At 64.3% G+C, this 17,414-nt stretch carries 18 protein-coding genes; 7 read left to right on the top strand and 11 right to left on the bottom strand.

The features are described from left to right. Positions 1-5: 5 nt before the first annotated feature. The 3 genes from ACH2CY_RS01045 to ACH2CY_RS01035 form a co-directional block, all read right to left on the bottom strand. Positions 6-881: a hypothetical protein gene (locus ACH2CY_RS01045; RefSeq protein ID WP_395014956.1), complete on the bottom strand. Its 876-nt coding sequence runs from the start codon at positions 879-881 to the stop codon at positions 6-8. Between the two features lie 27 nt (positions 882-908). Further along, positions 909-1,646, bottom strand: a complete 738-nt coding sequence (locus ACH2CY_RS01040) for a hypothetical protein (RefSeq protein WP_395014954.1) — start codon at positions 1,644-1,646, stop codon at positions 909-911. Between the two features lie 99 nt (positions 1,647-1,745). Next, positions 1,746-2,519 carry a sulfite exporter TauE/SafE family protein gene (locus tag ACH2CY_RS01035; protein ID WP_395014953.1) on the bottom strand — a complete coding sequence of 258 codons (774 nt, stop codon included), beginning with the start codon at positions 2,517-2,519 and terminating at the stop codon, positions 1,746-1,748. Positions 2,520-2,872: 353 nt separating this feature from the next. On the opposite strand from ACH2CY_RS01035, the gene rimO reads away from it, so the two are divergent. After that, complete coding sequence (rimO, locus tag ACH2CY_RS01030) at positions 2,873-4,300, top strand: 30S ribosomal protein S12 methylthiotransferase RimO (RefSeq protein WP_395014950.1); 1,428 nt, start codon at positions 2,873-2,875, stop codon at positions 4,298-4,300. Here rimO and ACH2CY_RS01025 read toward each other — a convergent pair. The 7 genes from ACH2CY_RS01025 to ACH2CY_RS00995 form a co-directional block, all read right to left on the bottom strand. After that, positions 4,297-5,130 carry a hypothetical protein gene (locus ACH2CY_RS01025; RefSeq protein ID WP_395014948.1) on the bottom strand — a complete coding sequence of 278 codons (834 nt, stop codon included), beginning with the start codon at positions 5,128-5,130 and terminating at the stop codon, positions 4,297-4,299. The genes rimO and ACH2CY_RS01025 overlap by 4 nt on opposite strands. A 10-nt stretch (positions 5,131-5,140) precedes the next feature. Then, entirely contained in the window at positions 5,141-6,076 is a 936-nt protein-coding gene (locus tag ACH2CY_RS01020; RefSeq protein WP_395014946.1) for a ParB/RepB/Spo0J family partition protein, read from the bottom strand. Beyond that, the gene (locus tag ACH2CY_RS01015) at positions 6,021-7,031 is read right to left on the bottom strand and encodes a DNA adenine methylase (protein ID WP_395014945.1); all 1,011 of its coding nucleotides are present in this window, start codon (positions 7,029-7,031) and stop codon (positions 6,021-6,023) included. Before ACH2CY_RS01015 ends, ACH2CY_RS01020 begins: the two co-directional genes overlap by 56 nt. A gap of 171 nt (positions 7,032-7,202) precedes the next feature. Then, positions 7,203-7,538 (bottom strand): GNAT family N-acetyltransferase, encoded by a 336-nt coding sequence (locus tag ACH2CY_RS01010; RefSeq protein ID WP_395014943.1) that lies wholly within the window; start codon positions 7,536-7,538, stop codon positions 7,203-7,205. 364 nt (positions 7,539-7,902) lie between these two features. After that, positions 7,903-8,319, bottom strand: coding sequence for a hypothetical protein (locus ACH2CY_RS01005; RefSeq protein WP_395014940.1), 417 nt, complete (start codon positions 8,317-8,319; stop codon positions 7,903-7,905). Positions 8,320-8,359: 40 nt separating this feature from the next. Next, on the bottom strand, positions 8,360-9,142 hold the full coding sequence (locus ACH2CY_RS01000) for a hypothetical protein (protein ID WP_395014938.1): 783 nt from the start codon (positions 9,140-9,142) through the stop codon (positions 8,360-8,362). Between the two features lie 95 nt (positions 9,143-9,237). Continuing rightward, positions 9,238-9,588 (bottom strand): hypothetical protein, encoded by a 351-nt coding sequence (locus ACH2CY_RS00995; protein ID WP_395014936.1) that lies wholly within the window; start codon positions 9,586-9,588, stop codon positions 9,238-9,240. 176 nt (positions 9,589-9,764) lie between these two features. Here ACH2CY_RS00995 and ACH2CY_RS00990 point away from each other — a divergent pair, with 176 nt between their 5' ends. From ACH2CY_RS00990 to ACH2CY_RS00970, 5 genes are read left to right on the top strand one after another with little or no spacing between them, the layout of a single operon-like run. Further along, the gene (locus ACH2CY_RS00990; RefSeq protein WP_395014934.1) at positions 9,765-10,457 is read left to right on the top strand and encodes an HAD family hydrolase; all 693 of its coding nucleotides are present in this window, start codon (positions 9,765-9,767) and stop codon (positions 10,455-10,457) included. Further along, complete coding sequence (locus tag ACH2CY_RS00985; RefSeq protein WP_395014933.1) at positions 10,450-11,049, top strand: DUF1989 domain-containing protein; 600 nt, start codon at positions 10,450-10,452, stop codon at positions 11,047-11,049. The genes ACH2CY_RS00990 and ACH2CY_RS00985 overlap by 8 nt, the downstream gene beginning before the upstream one ends. A 13-nt stretch (positions 11,050-11,062) precedes the next feature. Beyond that, complete coding sequence (locus tag ACH2CY_RS00980; RefSeq protein WP_395014930.1) at positions 11,063-11,779, top strand: glutathione S-transferase; 717 nt, start codon at positions 11,063-11,065, stop codon at positions 11,777-11,779. A 27-nt stretch (positions 11,780-11,806) separates the two neighbouring features. Beyond that, positions 11,807-12,283: a PAS domain-containing protein gene (locus ACH2CY_RS00975; protein WP_395014928.1), complete on the top strand. Its 477-nt coding sequence runs from the start codon at positions 11,807-11,809 to the stop codon at positions 12,281-12,283. 18 nt (positions 12,284-12,301) lie between these two features. Next, positions 12,302-14,242, top strand: a complete 1,941-nt coding sequence (locus ACH2CY_RS00970; RefSeq protein WP_395014926.1) for an ABC transporter ATP-binding protein/permease — start codon at positions 12,302-12,304, stop codon at positions 14,240-14,242. 4 nt (positions 14,243-14,246) lie between these two features. On the opposite strand, the gene ACH2CY_RS00965 is transcribed toward ACH2CY_RS00970, so the two are convergent. Next, positions 14,247-15,620, bottom strand: coding sequence for a GH1 family beta-glucosidase (locus ACH2CY_RS00965; RefSeq protein WP_395014923.1), 1,374 nt, complete (start codon positions 15,618-15,620; stop codon positions 14,247-14,249). Between the two features lie 167 nt (positions 15,621-15,787). Between ACH2CY_RS00965 and ACH2CY_RS00960 the strand changes: the two genes are divergently transcribed. Beyond that, entirely contained in the window at positions 15,788-17,413 is a 1,626-nt protein-coding gene (locus tag ACH2CY_RS00960) for an ATP-binding protein (protein WP_395014921.1), read from the top strand. Position 17,414: the final 1 nt, after the last annotated feature.

Here is a 17,414-nt window from a genome sequence, read left to right as displayed (position 1 = left end):
CGCTTTCAGTCGAAAACTTGCGCGAGGTCGGCGCCGCCTTCCTTCTCGGCGCGCAGCCGCTGATAGCCGGCGGCCGAGATGGTCACGCCGAGCGCGGTCTGCAAACCGGTCAGCGCGTAGTCGAGCCATGCGCCGAGATCCACGGCGCCGGCCTGCTGGATCTGTCCGGTGAGCAGGGAAGATCCCACACTCACGACGGCCAGCAGAACGACGATCGCCAGCACTTTCCAGCGCCGCCCCTTGGTGAGGGCGAAGCTGCGCCGGAAGCAGCGGATCGGTCCCGCGCCCTCGACCGCCAGCGCCGGCACGAAGACCCAGCTCGCGATCATGAACAGCAGCAGCAGGACCAGGCCCACCAGGCCGATGCCGCCGTTCCGCGCCAGCTTGCCGTAGTCGATGAAATCGGGAAGCCGCCAGGCAACCGACAGCTCCGTCGACAGCGCCACGATGCACCAGACCACGGCGACGAGCAGAATGCCGGCCACCAGGCAGTAGACCAGGATCGCACCAAAGGCCTTGGGCAAAGTGCGGATCGCGACGCGCAGGCTGACGCCGATCCCGACCGGCTCGCCGCCGAGCGCCTGCAGCGCGCCATGGGTGAGCGCGGTCAGCGCCGCGGCATAGCCGGCCAGGAACAGCAGGGCGACAGCGAGCCAATAGAGGATCGCACCGATATCGACGCCCGGCTCGGGGGCGACGCGGATCACGGCGCCGCCGGCTTCAAATGGGCCTTCCAGGATCGCGACCGCCAGCACCAGGCCGACCGGCACCGCGACCGCCAGGCCGATCGCGAGCAGACGCAGGAAATCGCGGATCAACACCGAGCAGCCGGCGCCGATGACACCGCCGATCGTGAAGTGCGGCACCGCGCGCCGGCTCAACCGAACGCCCGGCTGATCGAACGCTCGCTAGTCGAACACCTTGGCGAGGTCGTCGATGATGATGCCTTCCTTCTCGGCGCGGAGATAGAAGTAGCCGACCGCGGTGAGCACGCTGGCGAAGGCCGAGAAGAACAGCATGACGACGGCGCTCAGGATCTGCTGGCCGACCATGCCGATCGCGCCGCCGACCAGGCCGAGCAGGAAGCTCGCGATCCAATAGACCAGGCCGACCAGCACCAGGATGCCGAAGATCTGCCAGCGGTGGCCGCGGGTCAGGTCGCGGCTGCGGCTGAAGGCCTGGCCGACGCCGGCGCCCTCGATCACCAGCACCGGGTTGACGATCCACCACATCACCATGAGGATCAGGCCGGGCACCAGCAGCAGCATCGAGCCGATCCAGATCCCGAGGCTGGCCAGCAGCGCCACGATCAGCACCCGCGGCAGCACCGCGAAGCCGCGCGACAGGCAGTCGCCGAACGAAGCCCGCTGGCCGCGGAGGTCCTGCACCGTGCCGTAGACCAGGGCGGCCTGGGTCAGCGCATAGGTCAGCATGCCGATCAGGATGCCGATCACGATCATGCCCCAGAAGCCGGAGGGCAGCTGGCCGGTCGCCTGGATCGCCTCGATGTCGATCGAGGCCACGGTCATCAGCGAGACCAGCAGGTAGGGAATGCCGATGATCAGCGAGATCACCAGGAACGGCCCCAGGTTGCGGCCGAACACAGCGATGCTGTCGCTGATTACGCGCCCGATTTGAAACTGCATGAACTCCCCCTCGTATGCCGCTATGTCCCCGCGCCTATTCTGCGGCCCGGCATGGCGGCTTGGCAATCGGAAGTTGGTAGCGGACACTTGTCCTGCGGTTCACGCCAGCAGCTGAGTGCCGCCCTTCACCAGCCCCACCACCGCGAGCAGCAGCAGGATCCACAGCACGGCCTTGCGGAACTTCGCTTGGTCCATGTGCTGGAAGCCCTTGCTGCCGATGAAGACGCCGATCAGCAGGGCGGGCAGCCAGGCGATGAACTGTACGAAGCTCTGCAGGGTGATGATGCCGCTCATCGCCTGGCCGGCGAGTCCCAGCGTGTCGGTCGAGAGGAAGAAGGCGATCACCGAGGCGCGCCCCACCGCCGCCGCGGCCGGCGTCGAGAAATAGAATAGCACCACCGGCGGCCCGCCGGTGCCGAACGCGCCGTTCAAGAGCCCCGAGGCGACGCCGGTCGCCGTGGTCGCGGCCGGCCCCGGTGTCCGCTCCAGGCGGAAGCCGCGCAGCATCACGATGCTGGTCACGATGACGAAGATGCTGAGGGCGATCTGCAGCGGCGCCTCCGGCGCATAGACCAGCGCATAGATGCCGGGCGCCAGCCCGATCACATAGCCGAGCAGCAGCCAGGCCAGCCCCTTCCAGTCGATCTCGCGCCAGATCGAGGGAATGAGATTGAGCGAGGCCGCGACCTCCAGCATGAAGATCGACGGCACGATCGCCTGGGTCGGCATGAACAGCGAGATCGCGGTGATCGACAGCAGCGAGAAGCCGAAGCCGGAAAACCCGCGCACGATCGCGGCGAGGAAGATGGCGGCGCTGGAAGCCAGCAGCAGCGGCCAATGCGCGCCCAGTTCGGCGATAAGCTGATCCACCATACCCAGCCGGCCCCCTACTTGCCCTCCGACCTGTCCGCCGAAGCTTTAAGCGAAGGCGGAAGCCTTGGCGAAGGAGGGCGGCCGCGAAGTTAACCTTTGCCCCCGCCGCGGGATAGGGCCACGCCGGGGTAGTTCGTCCGGCCCAGTCATGGCGGCTCGGCCCCGGTCTCGGTCGTCATCCCCGGGCTTGACCCGGGGATCCCTGAACTGCTTGATTTCGTTGCAGAAAACTCAGGGGTGCCCGAGCCAAGCCCGGGCATGACGACGGAGCAGGGCCAGCCACGCCCCTTGCATCCCCGCCCTGCATCCCCATGCCTGGACACCCGGGCCAAATCCGGGTACCCCCTCGCGCCATGAGCGCGCAGAGCACATCCAACCAACCCTCCTCCGCCAAGGCTTCGGAGGGCGCCGGCCGGAAGACCGGCCGTCGGAAAGCCAACCCCAAGGTCGGCATCGTCAGCCTTGGCTGTCCGAAGGCGCTGGTGGATTCCGAGCGGATCCTGACCACGCTCCGCTCCGAGGGCTACGAGATCTCGGACTCCTACGACGGCGCCGACGTGGTCATCGTCAACACCTGCGGCTTCCTCAATTCGGCGCGCCAGGAATCCCTGGACGCGATCGGCGAGGCGCTCGCGGAGAACGGCAAGGTGATCGTCACCGGCTGCATGGGCGGCAACCCCAACGAGATCCGCAAGGCGCATCCCGGCGTGCTCGCGGTCACCGGCCCGCAGCAATATGAGAGCGTGGTCGCCGCCGTGCACGAGGCGGTGCCGCCGAAGCACGACCCCTTCCTCGACCTGGTGCCGCCGGCGGGCCTGAAGCTGACGCCCCGCCACTACGCCTATCTGAAGATTTCCGAGGGCTGCAACAACCGCTGCAGCTTCTGCATCATCCCGAGCCTGCGCGGCGACCTGGTCAGCCGCCCGATCCGCGACGTGATGATCGAGGCCGAGAATCTGGTGAAGGCCGGCGTCAAGGAGCTGCTGGTGATCTCCCAGGACACCTCGGCTTACGGCGTGGACATCAAATACGCCGAGAGCAAGTGGCGCGGCCGCGACGTGAAGGCGAAGTTCCTGGAGCTCGCCAAGGAACTCGGCGACCTGGACGCCTGGATCCGCCTCCACTACGTCTATCCCTACCCGCACGTCGATGAAGCCCTCCCCCTCATGGCCGAGGGCAAGGTCCTCCCCTATCTCGACATCCCCTTCCAGCATGCGAGCCCCAGCGTCCTCAAAGCGATGCGCCGCCCGGCGCATCAGGAGAAGACGGCCGAGCGCATCAAGGCCTGGCGCCGCGCCGTCCCCGACCTCACCTTGCGCTCGACCTTCATCGTCGGCTTCCCCGGCGAGACCGAGGCTGATTTCAACTTCATGCTCGACTGGCTGGACGAAGTGGAGCTGGACCGCGTCGGCTGCTTCAAATACGAGCCGGTCCAGGGCGCCAAGGCCAACGAGCTGGAAGGCGCCATCGACGAGGACGAGAAGCAGGACCGCTGGGAACGCTTCATGGAACACCAGCGCCTGATCAGCGAACGCCGCATGCAAGCGAAGGTCGGCAAGACGATCGAAGTGCTGGTCGACGAAGCCGCGACGGAAGACGAAGAGACCGGCGAGGTCTTCGCCGTCGGCCGCAGCGCCGCCGACGCGCCGGAGATCGACGGCAACGTCTTCGTCGAAGGCAAGGGCGCTGAGAAGCTGAAAGCTGGCGACAGGGTGAAGGTGAAGGTCGAGGCGGCGGAGGATTATGATTTAAGAGCGACTATCGTCCGCTCAGGCTCCTAGACCGGTATCTTTCGTAGGAGATTGTCAATTGTCCACATATGGCGCCCAACGTTGTCACGCAAGCGCCGTTCGATCCGCCTATCTTTGATCTTATGCGCAACGCTTATGCGGTCTGGATTAATCTTCTTCAGCCCACTGCATAGATGAGCATCAATTTGATTAGGCACTAGCTTCTTACAAAAGACGTCAGCTAGGGCGCCGAGTGGCATTCTCTTGATCTCATTGACACCTAATGTTTTGGCAGCGCCTTTCTTTCCCGGAACCTGGACTTGGCCTGCCCTCGCCTCTCTGCAAAGATGCTCGCGCGCATAACTCTCCACCAGTTTGCAAGCGTCCTCAAAACCGTGCTTCCAATCCCCGTTGGCGAAACGCTTGTAAGCATCTCCTAGATCTCGTCGGACCGACATCCTTTGCCTGTTTAATGGCGGAAGAGCGATGTTCAGTGATAGATCATTTGGAGCGACTATTTCCATGACGGCACCGCTCTCTGGATTAATCGTAGTCAGCCCAACTCCAAGCTCACGGAGGCGAACTATGTCATCCGGATTCACGGGTTGCACAGGGAGGCAGAGGACGACGTACGTCGCACTTGAACAAGACCGACCGTAACCCGACCAGAGAGTCAACCTATCCAATTTGACTCTAGCATCGAAGATGTAGAATCGGTGTTCGTCGCGGCTCTTTGCGTAGATGGTTGCCGTCTCCGGAAAATCATCAGCTGCATGCTCATAGAAGAGCTTTAGGCCGAGAGCCTGAACATTCTCGCGACAAGCATGAGCTATTGCCTGAAGCTCTTGCGGAACTGTCAAGAAGTTGATTACAGCGGCCATGTTAGCGCCCTCACAAGAGCGCCCTTAGCCTCGCTATCAGTTCTTGTATTCGATCCCTGAACTGCGGAATGAGATCACCGTTGGATTCAATTGTTGTCAGCCATTTTTCTTCGAACGTCTTGAAACTGCGCTCCAGTGAACGTTGCTGCTCGACGCTTTCGATGGTCTGCGAGACTACTTGCCCAACAGTCATCTCAGGTCGTGCGATGAACCGCCTAATAGCCGTTTTAGCTCGAGCTACGCTCAGTTCCTTCTTCTTCACAAATCGGGCAACGGCGCCAAACTTTCGTGGTTCGACGGTGTTCTTAATCACCTTTTCTTTGAATTTGTCGACTATGGCGTCAATCACAACACGCTTGTCGCTTTTCTCAATCACCTCTGCATCGACCAAATTTTCCGCTGCATCAACAGCTTCGATAACCTGATCAACGGAAATCGATTGCTGCTTAGTCGGATCTTCAAGATCCTTCATCAGTGTCGCTTGGATATCCTTAGGGATCCTCAGAATCTTTCGGTATCGACGCACTGCTCCGCGCGACAGAGAAGCAGAGGCAGCGAGTTCGGCCTCTGTGAGTTTCTTCCCCCGAGCCTTCGTTAACTGACGCTCCAGTTCTTCCAACTTCAGGGCGGTGGGAAGCGGGTCCCAATCCCTGCGAGCATTGTGAATGGCAAACATCATCATGATGTTCTGAACGCGCTCAGGTTTTGGCTGAATGATTGCAGGAACTCGATGCAATCCAAGTTTGCGCGCGCATCGCCAGCGACGCTCGCCGTCTAAGAGCGTGAACCTTTTTCCGTTCTCGAAGACGGTTAGTGGAACAAGAATGCCTTGAGCCGAGATACTCTGCTCTAACTCCTCAAGTTCCTTGAGCCTAAATATCAACCGCGGATTATCTGGATTTGGCGAGATATCTTTCGGCGCTATTAACTGGACCTTGGCGGCCATTTTTTCTAATCCCCCGGGCAACCGCTTTGCTACGCAAGGTAGCATAAGCTGGGCCGCTGAGAAAGATTGCTTCGGACGTGGGAACTCGCCGCGATTTGTCGGACGCTAGGGTACTCGAACGGACAAAGCTAGAGTAGATAAAGCCTTCATAAAGTTCGCGAACGTCCGCGTGATTGGCATTTGTTATCAGCACGTTTGCGCCTCGCCTCGCCAACCGTTTAGCCATTTTCGCGAGTCGGACTTGGTCTTTCCACGAGAACAAGCACTCGTTCCAATCAACAAAGCCATTGAGGTTATGCGAAGTCACATACGGTGGATCAAGGAACACAAAATCCCCGGCACAAACACGATCTTCGATCTCCTCGAAATCTTGCTGTCGAATTGAAACTTCACGTCGACGAAGCTGCGTCGCGCACCGTCGGAAATTCCCCTCATCGATGATAAAATCGCTTTTTGGATATCCGAAGGGGACATTGAACTCTCCAGCTGAGTTCACACGAAACAGACCATTCCAACACGCCTTATTCAGGAAGATGATGCGAGAAGCGGCATCGGCTTTGTCGATTGGCTGAGCACGTTTGATCTGCTTGTAGGTGGTCTTATTTGGCTTAAGGGGTCGCAAGTTGTCCAATATCTCTTCTGGCCTATTCCTAACCGCTAAGTAGGTATCAATCAGCATCCCGCTCATGTCTGAGATTTCGGCGCGCTTAGGCCCCAGGAAAAAGAAGAGCGATCCCCCCCCAAGAAATGGTTCGTAGTACTTGTCGAACCTGGTTGGAACAAAGGGAAGTAGATGCTTGATTACTTTCCGCTTGGAGCCTGCCCATCGAAGGAAGGGGCGGATGTTCGCAAATACCGGATCGGCAGGGATTTCTAACGTCAAAGTGCTCTCAGTTCTCAGGACTATTACTGCGCGAGTTTTAACTACATAACACCAAATGGCCGAGTCGGTCATTCTCTTTGCCTTGGCTCCTCCGAGATGGTTGGTGCCGCACCATCAGCCGCCGCGGGATCTTATGTCGCCCGTGCGCCGCTCCAGTGTCCCCAAATCCGAACTTCTGTAGAAAGCGATCGCTTGGGCGTTGAAGTGGATGACGCCGAGCTGGACCGGGACGCCCTCGCCGACTCATTCCAGCGCACGCTCCATCAGCCGGTGCGCGACGCCCTTGCCCTGCCATTGCGGCCCCACGATGAGCCAGTCGATCTCCGGCATCGCTTCATCCGTGCGGTCCACGATCACGAATCCCACCAGCGCCCCGTCATCCTTCGCGACGAAGATCGCGCGATGCGGTTCGTTCAGCGTCTCGCGCGCGGTGCGTTCGGCGATCGCCGCGATCCGGTCGTTCTCCGCGATCTCTTCGGCGGTGAGGCCCGGCCGATAGAACGCGTCCTTGATCGCTGCGGCGACGAAGGCGTTCAGGTTCGCGAAATCCTCGGCCTGGCCGGGGGCGATGGTGATCATGCCGCGGTCATCGTCCTAGAACATGAAATCCCGCACGCAACGTCCATCGCGCGGCAGATCCTCGAACCTGTCCAGCCCGCCGAAGAGATTGATCGCCAGCCCGGCGAACTTCCGCCGGTGGCGCTAGGCGCACGTCGACGGCCATCCGCCTTCTGCCGTCCGGCTCCAGCCGCAGGCCGGCGGAGTCCAAGCCTGTTGGCTTTCGCTACTCCTGAGGTCGGCAAGACCGTACACCATAGTGTGAGCAAAGTCAACCGCAGCATAAGCCATTGAGCTGCTTGCGTCTTTCTCATCGGCGGACGCAAGATTGTTGCGAAGCCTGCGGATACTCACCTTCCGCCTGCAGCGCCTGCCCGCCGGGCCTTCAGGGCATCAGCGCGTCGCGGTCGAAGATCAGGGTGATGCCGTCCCAGTCGCGGGTCCTCGGCACGGTGAGCGGGCTCGCCGCCCAGATCGCGCGGATCGCGGCATCCTGCGCGCCGCGGCAGGGATCGTCGTAGCCCCGTTCCGGCTTGGCGTCGGCGCGGGTGACCCGGCCGTCCTCGGCGAGCTGGATGTAGACCTTGAGCTGTTCGTGGCAGGGCGGCTCGGCCGGCGGCTGCCACAGGGGATAGATCTCGGCGCGGAGCGCGTCGGCGTCGGCCTTGGAGATCTTGGTCTGCGCCGGCGCCGGCGCGGGAGCCGCCGCCGTCTCCAGGTCGTCATCCGACCCGCAGGCCGCGAGCGCCAAAGCCAAGGCCACGGGCGCGATCAAACGCAGGAGCGAACGGGCTGCATACATGGATATGTTCTCGAAATCTTCGGCCGCCGTCGCCCGCAGCTCAATCGGGCGCGTTGAGCTTGCCGGCCTTGTATTGCTCGACGATCCAGGCGCGCATGGCGAGCGCCTGCGCGAGACCGTGGGTCGGGAAGCTCATCGTCTTCGCCGGGCCGCTCGGGTAGAAGCCGGCCATGACGCTGACATTCTGCCCGCCGATCATCGCCTTCTGGATGGCGTCGCTGTCGGCGCCAGAGAGGCAGAGGCTCGGCTGCGGCAGGCTGACCGGCGCCGCGCCATCGACGCTGATGGTGGCGGGCTCGTTCGGGTTGGCGGCGCGCACGCAGGTCACGTGCTCGTCGAGCGCGAGGCCCCCGGTCGCCATCGTGCCGGGCTCGACCGAGGCGATGCGCAGGATCGCGCAAGGCGTTCGCCCCGCCGCCCCGGCGTCGCCGCTGCCCGGCTCGGCCTTGCACTGCACGCCCCAGCTCTGCTGCACCTGGATATATTGCCATTCGGTATTGGGCTCGCCGGCGACGCGGAGCTGCCCCGCATCCGACGAGCCGTAGCGCCAGGCCACACCCTCGCTCTCGCCATGCACCGCCCAGCCGTCCTTGCCGGTCACCACCGTGCCCTGCTCCAAGCTGCCGCCGTCCGGCATCACCTCGCTCGAGAGCAGGATCGGCTTGGCGCCCGGCGAGGCCAGCAGGCTCTGGTCGAAGGCGGCGGCCATCGGCGCGCTCTCGGCCATCGGCTCGGCCGGCGTCTCCTCGGCCTTCTTGGCGGCGCAGCCGGCGGCCAGCAGAGCCGCGGCGCCCAGCGCCAGCATCCCGTTCCAGCGAATCATGTCTTCAGTCTCCCCACGCGAGTCCCAGCGGTCGCGCCGTCGCGGTTTTCCCCGGAGCGGGAGAGTAGCGCGGCACGGCGGCCAAGGCCACCTCTTCAGCGCCGGCGCTGCACCACCGGCTCCCGGCCGCTGGAGAGCAGCCCGTCGCGGCGGATCACCGCCGGGGTGGTGGACTTGGGCAGCGGCGCATGGTTGTGCGGCTTCGCCGTGCCGGGCGACTTGGCGCGCGTCGCCCCGGGGCGTGCCGCCTTGGGCGCCGCCGCGCTGCGCGGCGTCGGGTTGGCGACGGAAGCGCCGCGCTCCTTCAGGATCCGCTCCGCCGCGGCGTTCAGGCGCGCCATGCCGGTGCCGCCGTTCTTCGCGCCGCGCAGCACGCCCCGCACCACCTGGAAGATGATGAAGGCGATGATGAGGCCGGCCCAGCCCAGCCATCTGTCTTCTTGCATCGCTGCTTCTCCCTGCAGCCTGTTTGTCATCAGTCTAGCAGCGGAACGCACGCCACATAAAGCCCGCCGCGTCATCGAGATACCGCGTGACAGTCGGGGAAAATCGCGTTCGAATGGCCCCAGCGTCCCTCATTTTAGCGTCCCTCCCCGCGATCCCTTCCCGGAGCCCCGATCTCATGCCTGACGTCCCGCAGACCGCCTTTCTGTTCGATCTCGACGGCACCCTGGTGGACAGCGTCTACGAGCATGTGCTGGCCTGGCATGACGCCCTCTCCGCCGAGGGCATCCAGATCTCGGTCTGGCGCATCCACCGCAAGATCGGCATGAGCGGCGGCCTCTTCACCAACATCCTGTTGCGCGAGACCGGCCTCGACATCACCGAGGAGCGGCTGGAGCGCCTGCGCCAGCGCCACAAGGAGGCCTACACCAAGCGCTCGCATCTGGTGCAGCCGCTGCCCGGCGCCCGCGAGCTGCTGGCCTATCTCACCGACAACAAGATCCCCTGGGCGATCGCGACCTCGGGCCGGATGGAGACCGCGCGGCCGAACATCGAGCGCCTGGGCGTCGATGTTGACAAGGCCGCGGTGGTGACGCGCGACCAGGTCCGCTACGCCAAGCCCGACCCCGATCTCTTCCTCGAAGCCGCGCGCCGCATCGCCGTGCCGATCGAGCATTGCGCCGTGGTCGGCGATTCGATCTGGGACTTGCTGGCCGCGCGCCGCGCCAGCGCCCTGGGGATCGGCCTGCTTTCCGGTGGCTACGGCCAGGACGAGCTGGAACGCGCCAGCGCCTATAGGGTCTACGAGGATCCCGCGGACATGCTGAAACACATCGACGAAGTCGGGGGACGGAGGCCCGCAAATGGTTGAGACATTCACAGTACCCGCCCGCAAGGGCCGCGCGGCGCGGCTGACCAAGGGTCAGGCGATCAAGATCATCAACACCCATGGCAGCCAGGTCTGCGACACCTGGGCGTTCAGCGCCGAGGACCTGAGAGAGTTCCTCTCGGTCGAGCATATGCGGCCGACCCTCGGCTCGATATATCCGAAGAGGGGCCAGGCGCTGCACACCAACCGCCGCCGCCCGATCCTGATCCTCGAGGAAGACACCTCGCCCGGCATCCACGACACCCTGATCGCCGCCTGCGACGACTATCGCTACGGCCTGCTCGGCTGCAAGGACTACCACGACAACTGCACCGACAACCTGATCGCCGGCATGCGCCAGCTCGGCATCAACGTCACCGAGGTGCCGAGCCCGGTCAATCTCTGGATGAATATTCCGGTTGGCAGCGACGGCGCCACCCAATGGGGCGAGCCGGTCTCCAAGCCCGGCGACTACGTCGTGTTGCGCGCGGCGCTGGATTGCATCGTCGCGATGTCGGCCTGCCCGCAGGACATATTGCCGATCAACGGCAAGCAATGCGTGATCCACGAAGTGCATTACCAGATCCTCAGCTGACGGGAGTGGCCGCATGCGCTACGAGCTCTACTACTGGGACGGCATCCAGGGCCGCGGCGAATACGTGCGCCTCGCCCTCGAAGCGGCGGGCGCCGATTATGTCGATGTCGCCCGTACCAAGGGCGGCGAGGCGAAGATGATGAAGCTGATGCAAGGCGGCGCCACGCCGAGCTTCGCGCCGCCTTATCTCAAAGCCGGCAAGCTGCTGATCGGCCAGACCGCCAACATCCTGCTCTACCTCGGCGACAAGCATGGTCTGGCGCCGAAGACCGAGGCCGGCCGGCTCTGGGCGCATCAGTTGCAGCTCACCGTCTCGGACTTCGTGGTCGAGATCCACGACGTGCATCACCCGGTCGGCAGCGGCCTCTACTACGAGGACCAGAAGCCGGAGGCCAAGCGCCGCGCCGCCGGTTTCCTGGCGCAACGTGTGCCGAAATACCTCGGCTATTTCGAGCGTGTCGTGAAGGCGAACAAGGCGGGTAAGGGCCGGCACGCGGTCGGCGCGCGGTTGAGCCATGTCGACCTCTCGCTGTTCCAGATCGTCGAGGGGCTGCGCTATGCCTTCCCCAAGGCGATGCGCAAGCTCGAGAAGACGGCGCCCCGAGTCGTCGCCGTGCATGACGCGGTCGCGGCCCTGCCGCGCATTCGGGCCTATTGCGAGTCGCCGCGCCGGATTCCCTTCAACGAAATGGGCATCTTCCGGCACTACCCGGAACTCGACGCGGAATAGATGTGCTGGATGTGATAGTGTTCCTTCATGTCCGGGGGAGCCATCAACCATGCCGACGGCAGCGAGGCGCTGCCGAAAAGCGCCGATCTGCGGCGCCTGCTGGCCTATTGGGCCGGGCGCTGCGGCGCGCGGGAATTTCCGCGCCGGGCCGACATCGATCCGGTGGACTTCCTGTTCATGCTGGACCGCATCACCCTGACCGAGGTCCACGCGCCGGAGGTCGGCGACGAGCGCCGCTATCGCTTGCGGCTGGTCGGGTCTTATTGGTACCGTTTGCTCGGCTTCGAGGCGACCGGCATGTGGATGCACGACTTTCCTCGCGCCAATCAGCGCAAGTTGACGGAGGATTTCTACGCTGCGCTGATCGATGGCAGACGGCCGCGCTTCGCCGAGCGGGATGCCATCGTCGATGACCAGCTGCTACATTATGAAATCATGCTGCTGCCCTTGTCCGAGGACGGCAGCCGCATCTCGATGATCATGACCGCGATCGGTCCCAACTGATCCCGGCGAGGCAGCGGAATGGCGAAACCCAGCGAGCCCGGCAAAGGCCCGAAGAACAATCCCGCTGATCGCAAGGCGTGGGACAATGTGCGCCCGATGACCGGCGCGACCGACGGCCCGATGAGCGAGCGGCGCGGCACGCACCGGCCCAAGTCCGAGCCGGCGAAGCCGCGCGCCGGCGGGGCCGGCACCGGCGAGGCGCTGATCAGCTGGTCGGAGTTCTTCAAGACCTTCTGGCGCATCGCCGGGCCCTACTGGAGCTCCGAGGAGAAGATCAAGGTCCGGCTGCTGACCCTGGCGCTGGTGGTGCTCACCATCTGCCAGGTCGGCGTGCCCGTGGCGCTCAATCGCTGGATGCGCTGGCTGTTCGACGCGCTGGAGCAGAAGGCGATGCACCAGTTCGCCAACCTCTCCGGCATCCTGCTGATCATCCTGGTGAGTAATGTCGCGATCGTGAACCTGCACTTGCGGGTGAAGCGCCGGCTGCAGATCGGCTGGCGCGCCTGGCTCAGCCGCCAGGTCGAGCACAACTGGATGATGAAGGGACGGCATTACCAGATCGGCTACCTGCCCGGGCCGCACGACAATCCCGACGGCCGCATCGCCGAGGACATCAAGAGCGCCACCGAATACGCGATCGATCTCGGCCACAGCCTGTTCTACGACCTATTGCTGCTGGTGAGCTTCACCCAGATCCTCTGGTCCTTGAGCCAGGCGCCTTACATCATCATCAGCAACACGCCCTACTATGTGCCGGGCTACCTGGTCTGGCTGGCGGTGATCTATGCCGGCTTGGGCAGCGGGATCGCGCTGGCGCTGGGCCGGCCGCTGATTCGCGCGGTCGATCGCCGGCAGACCACTGAGGCAGATTTCCGATTTGGACTTTCGCATGCCCGCGAGAACTCGCTCGGCATCGCGCTGGCCGGCGGCGAGCGCGACGTGCGCTCGAAGTTCTACCATCTGTTCGACGGCGTCACCTCGGCCTGGGACAGCGTCACGCGGGCGCTGGCCAACATGTTCTTCTACTCCGCCAGCTGGTCGGTGCTCTCGCAGGTCTTCCCGACGCTGGTCGTCGCGCCGCGCTACATCGCCGGCCTGATCACCCTCGGCGTCCTCATCCAGAGCGCCCAGGCCTTCCAGCAGATGGTGGGCGCGCTCTCCTGGGCGATCGACAATCTCGGCAAGGTCGCCGACTGGCGCGCCTCGGCGGAGCGGGTGTTCGGCCTGGTCAACGCGGTCGACAATTTCGACGAGCTGCTGCACACCACCACCGGCAAGCCGATCGCCGTCACCAACAGCGAGCAGCCGGTCCTCGCCTTCCGCAACTTCTCGACCACCACCCCCGCCGGCCAGCCGCAGATCGAGGACATGAATGTCGAGATCCGCAAGGGCGAGCGCATCCTCTTCACCGGCGAGACCAGCGCCGGGTCGAGCATCCTGAAAGCGGTCGCCGGCGTCTGGCCCTGGGGCGACGGCACGATCGAGCTCCCCGCCGGCGCCAGGTTCTTCTTCATGCCGCCGCGGCCCTATCTGCCGACCGGGACCTTGCGGGCGGCGATCGACTATCCGACCGGCGATGCGCCGATCGACGAAGCGGCGATCCGGGCGGCGCTGACCCAGGTCGGGCTGCAGGACCTGATCGCCCGGCTCGATGAATCCGGCAAGTGGGACCAGGTGCTGACCATCGACACCCAGCAGCGGCTCGGCTTCGCACGCCTGCTGCTGAAACGGCCCGACTGGATCCTGATGGAGGAAGCGGCCGACACCCTCGACCCCGCCGGCCAGCGGGCGATGATCGACCTGCTGCGCACCGAGTTCCCCAAGGAGACGGTGATCGCGATCGGCCATGTCGACACCCTGCTCGGCGCCGAGACCCGGCGCTTCCTGCTCGAGCGCAACGAGAGCGGCGGCGTCTCGGTCGGCGAGGACAAGGTCCAGGCGCACCAGGCCTGGGCTTGAAGCCTCAGGCCTTGGCGCGACTGGCGGCGATCAATTCCTTGTACCAGTGATAGGAGGCCTTCGGCGTGCGCTTCAGGGTCTCGAAGTCGACGTGGATGAGGCCGAAGCGGTTGGTATAGCCGGAGCCCCATTCGAAATTGTCGAGCAGCGACCAGACCATGTAGCCGCGGACATCGGCGCCTTGCGTGATCGCCTTCAGCATCGCGGTGATGTAGCGCGTGAGATAGGTGATGCGCTTCGCATCGTTGACCACGCCGTTGGCATCCGGCACGTCGTCTGTGTTGCAGCCGTTCTCGGTGATGTAGATCGGCAGCTTGTAGCGCTTGGTGAGATGGATGAGCTCGGTGGTGAACTCCTCCGGGAAGATCGGCCAGCCCATGTCGGTCTTGTCGGCGTCTTCCGGCGCCGAGCCCCAGCCGAAGCCCCAGATGTTCTTCGGCTCCGCCTTGGCGAAGATCGGGCCGTAGTGGTTGAGGCCGAAGAAGTCGCAAGGCCGGCAGATCCGGGCGAGATCGCCGGCCTGCATATGCGGCTCCATCAGCTCGGCCAGCAGCGGCGGGTAGTGGCCGAGATTCTGCGGATCGGGAAAGGCGCCGTTCCAGAAGGCATCGAGCCAGGCGGCGGCGTTGCGGTCCTCCGCCGTTTCCTTCTCCGGAATGACCCGCTGGTTGTTGTGCACGCAGCCGATCGAGGCGCCCTTGACCAGGTCGCGCAGCACATCGACGCCGAGGCCATGGGCGAGGTTTACGTGATGCGTGGCCTTCAAATGCGCGACCTTGTCGATGATGCCGGGCGCCGCCCAGTCCATCGAATAGCCGAACACGGTGAAGACCGAGGATTCGTTGAAGGTGACGTAATGCTTCACGCGGTCGCCGTAGCGCTGCGCCACCACCGCGGCGTAGTCGGCAAACCAATAGGCGCTGTCGCGGTTGGTCCAGCCGCCGACCGCCTCCAGGGCAAAGGGCAGGTCCCAGTGATAGAGGCAGAGCCAGGGCTCGATCCCCGCCTCCAGGGTCGTGTCGATCACCCGGTCGTAGAAGTCGAGCCCGGCCGGGTTGATGGCACCCCGGCCGCGCGGCAGTATGCGCGGCCAGGCGGTCGAGAAGCGGTAGACCTGCATTCCCGCATCGCGCATCAGCGCGATGTCCTCCTGGTAGCGGTGATAGTGGTCGGCGGCGACGTCGCCGTTGTCGCCGTTGGCGGTCTTGCCTTTGATCCGGCTGCGGATGTCCCAGATGCTCGGGCCCCGGCCGTCCAGGGCCGCGGCGCCCTCGATCTGGTAGGCCGAGGTCGAGGCACCCCAGCGAAAGCCGGCGGGAAAGCCTCGGCCGAGCTCCCGAGCGGCGAGTTCCTGAGCGGTACGGGCTGCGCCTGTCATGATTTTTCCGCTGCCAATTGAACACTATCTCGCGTCCAACCATTCCCCATTCACGATTCGTTAGCAATATCTATACCCATACTGTGTTCCTGTGTCGGGGGAAGGGGCGGCTGCATTTGTCGGCCGCTCGGAACTTGCTTTGCTTCTGTCGAGGTTTGGGGACCTGGATGCCGCATCGGATTGCCTCCAGCATGACCGCCGCCCATACGCTGGACGTGTTCGGCGACGGGCTGGACCAGAGCGGGGTCGCCTACTCGCTGTGGGACGCCGAGGACAAGCTCGTCGCCTATAACGACATCTACGTCCGCATGTTCTTCTCCGGCTTCGAGCATCTGGTCGAGCTCGGCCAAAGCTTCGCACGGCAGAACGCGCGCTGGGGCGAGCATAAGGCCAAGGAGCTGCAGCTCGACAACCTCGACGATGTGGTCGCCAACCGGCTCGAGCAGCACCAGCGACCGAGCGGCTCGTTCGAGCGCAAAATCGACGACCGCTGGATCCGCAGCAAGGAGATCAAGACCGCCGACGGCGGCTTGCTCAGCATCCACACCGACATCACCCACGAGAAGGAGCGCGAGAACGCCGCCCGCGAGGGCGAGCGCCGGTTCCGCTCGCTGGTGGAGAATCTCCACAACATCATGTTCTGCCGCGGCGTCAAGGGCGACAGCCGGCACGGCTATGACGAGGCCGGCTGCCAGGTGTTCGGCCGCGACAGCGAGCGGCTGTTCGGCACCGCCAATGCCAGCGGCGATTCCCGCCTCGACGAGTGGTACCAGTCGATCGTGCCGGAGGACCGTGCGCGCTATCTCAACGCCGAGATCGCCCGCAAGCAGTTCGGCAAGCCGTTCGACCTGGAGTTCCGCTTCGTCCACCCGCTGACCGGCGAGCTGCGCTGGGGTCGCGAGGTGGCCTGGGTCTATGTCGACCAGGAGCTCGGCCGTACCTTCCTCGACAGCTATCTGATCGACATCACCGACAGCAAGCTGCGCGAGGCGGAGCTGTCGCGCAGCCGTGCCGAGCTGACCCTGGCAATCCAGCAGGCCGATGCCGCCAGCCGCGCCAAGTCCGCCTTTCTCGCCAGCATGAGCCATGAACTGCGGACCCCGCTCAACGCGATCATTGGCTTCGGCCAGGTGATCGCCATGGAGAAGGTCGGGCCCGGCGTGGCGCCGGCCTATCGCGACTACGGCAAGGTGATCGTCGACAGCGGCGAGCATCTCCTCAACCTGATCAGCGACATCCTCGACCTTTCCAAAGTCGAGGCCGGCAAGATGGAGATCAACGAATCCGACTTCCGCATCACCGACGTCGTCGTCGAGGTGCGGCGCCTGCTCGGCGAGCAGATCGGCAACCGGCTGCAGCAGCTCGGCGTCGAGATGCCGCGCGAGGAGATCTGGCTGCACGCCGACCGGCGCCGGATCCTGCAGATCCTGATCAACCTGGTCGGTAATGCCAGCAAGTATTCGCCGATGGGCGGCCTGATCGTCCTCAAATGCCGGCTTCGCCCGGATGGCGGGCTCGAGCTGCAGGTGGTCGATGAAGGCTCCGGCATGACCCATGCCGAGATCGAGGTGGCGCTCACCTTGTTCGGCCAGGCGGCGGCCGGCCGCAACCACAATTCCGGCACCGGTCTCGGTTTGCCGCTGGCGCGCAGCATGACCGAGCTCCATGGCGGCATGATGTTGATCGAAAGCGTCAAGGGGCGCGGCACCACGATCCGCGTCGTGTTGCCCCCGGAGCGGGTCCGCGCAGAACTCGGCCAGGAAGAAGGGCAGCTCCGCTTGAGTCTCGGCTAGC

The sequence above is a fragment of the Dongia sp. genome (genome assembly GCF_041905885.1).
GTDB lineage: Bacteria > Pseudomonadota > Alphaproteobacteria > Dongiales > Dongiaceae > Dongia.
This window is presented reverse-complemented; position numbering and strand designations above follow the sequence as displayed.

What these genes read in the sequence shown, in the direction of transcription:
- ACH2CY_RS00995 (WP_395014936.1), bottom strand. Translation starts at nt 9,588, where the DNA reads ATGCAAGAAGACAGATGGCTGGGCTGGGCCGGCCTCATCATCGCCTTC.
- ACH2CY_RS00965 (WP_395014923.1), bottom strand. Translation starts at nt 15,620, where the DNA reads ATGACAGGCGCAGCCCGTACCGCTCAGGAACTCGCCGCTCGGGAGCTC.
- ACH2CY_RS00990 (WP_395014934.1), top strand. Translation starts at nt 9,765, where the DNA reads ATGCCTGACGTCCCGCAGACCGCCTTTCTGTTCGATCTCGACGGCACC.
- ACH2CY_RS01035 (WP_395014953.1), bottom strand. Translation starts at nt 2,519, where the DNA reads ATGGTGGATCAGCTTATCGCCGAACTGGGCGCGCATTGGCCGCTGCTG.
- ACH2CY_RS01010 (WP_395014943.1), bottom strand. Translation starts at nt 7,538, where the DNA reads ATGATCACCATCGCCCCCGGCCAGGCCGAGGATTTCGCGAACCTGAAC.
- rimO (WP_395014950.1), top strand. Translation starts at nt 2,873, where the DNA reads ATGAGCGCGCAGAGCACATCCAACCAACCCTCCTCCGCCAAGGCTTCG.
- ACH2CY_RS00980 (WP_395014930.1), top strand. Translation starts at nt 11,063, where the DNA reads ATGCGCTACGAGCTCTACTACTGGGACGGCATCCAGGGCCGCGGCGAA.
- ACH2CY_RS01040 (WP_395014954.1), bottom strand. Translation starts at nt 1,646, where the DNA reads ATGCAGTTTCAAATCGGGCGCGTAATCAGCGACAGCATCGCTGTGTTC.
- ACH2CY_RS01025 (WP_395014948.1), bottom strand. Translation starts at nt 5,130, where the DNA reads ATGGCCGCTGTAATCAACTTCTTGACAGTTCCGCAAGAGCTTCAGGCA.
- ACH2CY_RS00960 (WP_395014921.1), top strand. Translation starts at nt 15,788, where the DNA reads ATGCCGCATCGGATTGCCTCCAGCATGACCGCCGCCCATACGCTGGAC.
- ACH2CY_RS00970 (WP_395014926.1), top strand. Translation starts at nt 12,302, where the DNA reads ATGGCGAAACCCAGCGAGCCCGGCAAAGGCCCGAAGAACAATCCCGCT.
- ACH2CY_RS00985 (WP_395014933.1), top strand. Translation starts at nt 10,450, where the DNA reads ATGGTTGAGACATTCACAGTACCCGCCCGCAAGGGCCGCGCGGCGCGG.
- ACH2CY_RS00975 (WP_395014928.1), top strand. Translation starts at nt 11,807, where the DNA reads ATGTCCGGGGGAGCCATCAACCATGCCGACGGCAGCGAGGCGCTGCCG.
- ACH2CY_RS01015 (WP_395014945.1), bottom strand. Translation starts at nt 7,031, where the DNA reads ATGACCGACTCGGCCATTTGGTGTTATGTAGTTAAAACTCGCGCAGTA.
- ACH2CY_RS01020 (WP_395014946.1), bottom strand. Translation starts at nt 6,076, where the DNA reads ATGGCCGCCAAGGTCCAGTTAATAGCGCCGAAAGATATCTCGCCAAAT.
- ACH2CY_RS01005 (WP_395014940.1), bottom strand. Translation starts at nt 8,319, where the DNA reads ATGTATGCAGCCCGTTCGCTCCTGCGTTTGATCGCGCCCGTGGCCTTG.
- ACH2CY_RS01000 (WP_395014938.1), bottom strand. Translation starts at nt 9,142, where the DNA reads ATGATTCGCTGGAACGGGATGCTGGCGCTGGGCGCCGCGGCTCTGCTG.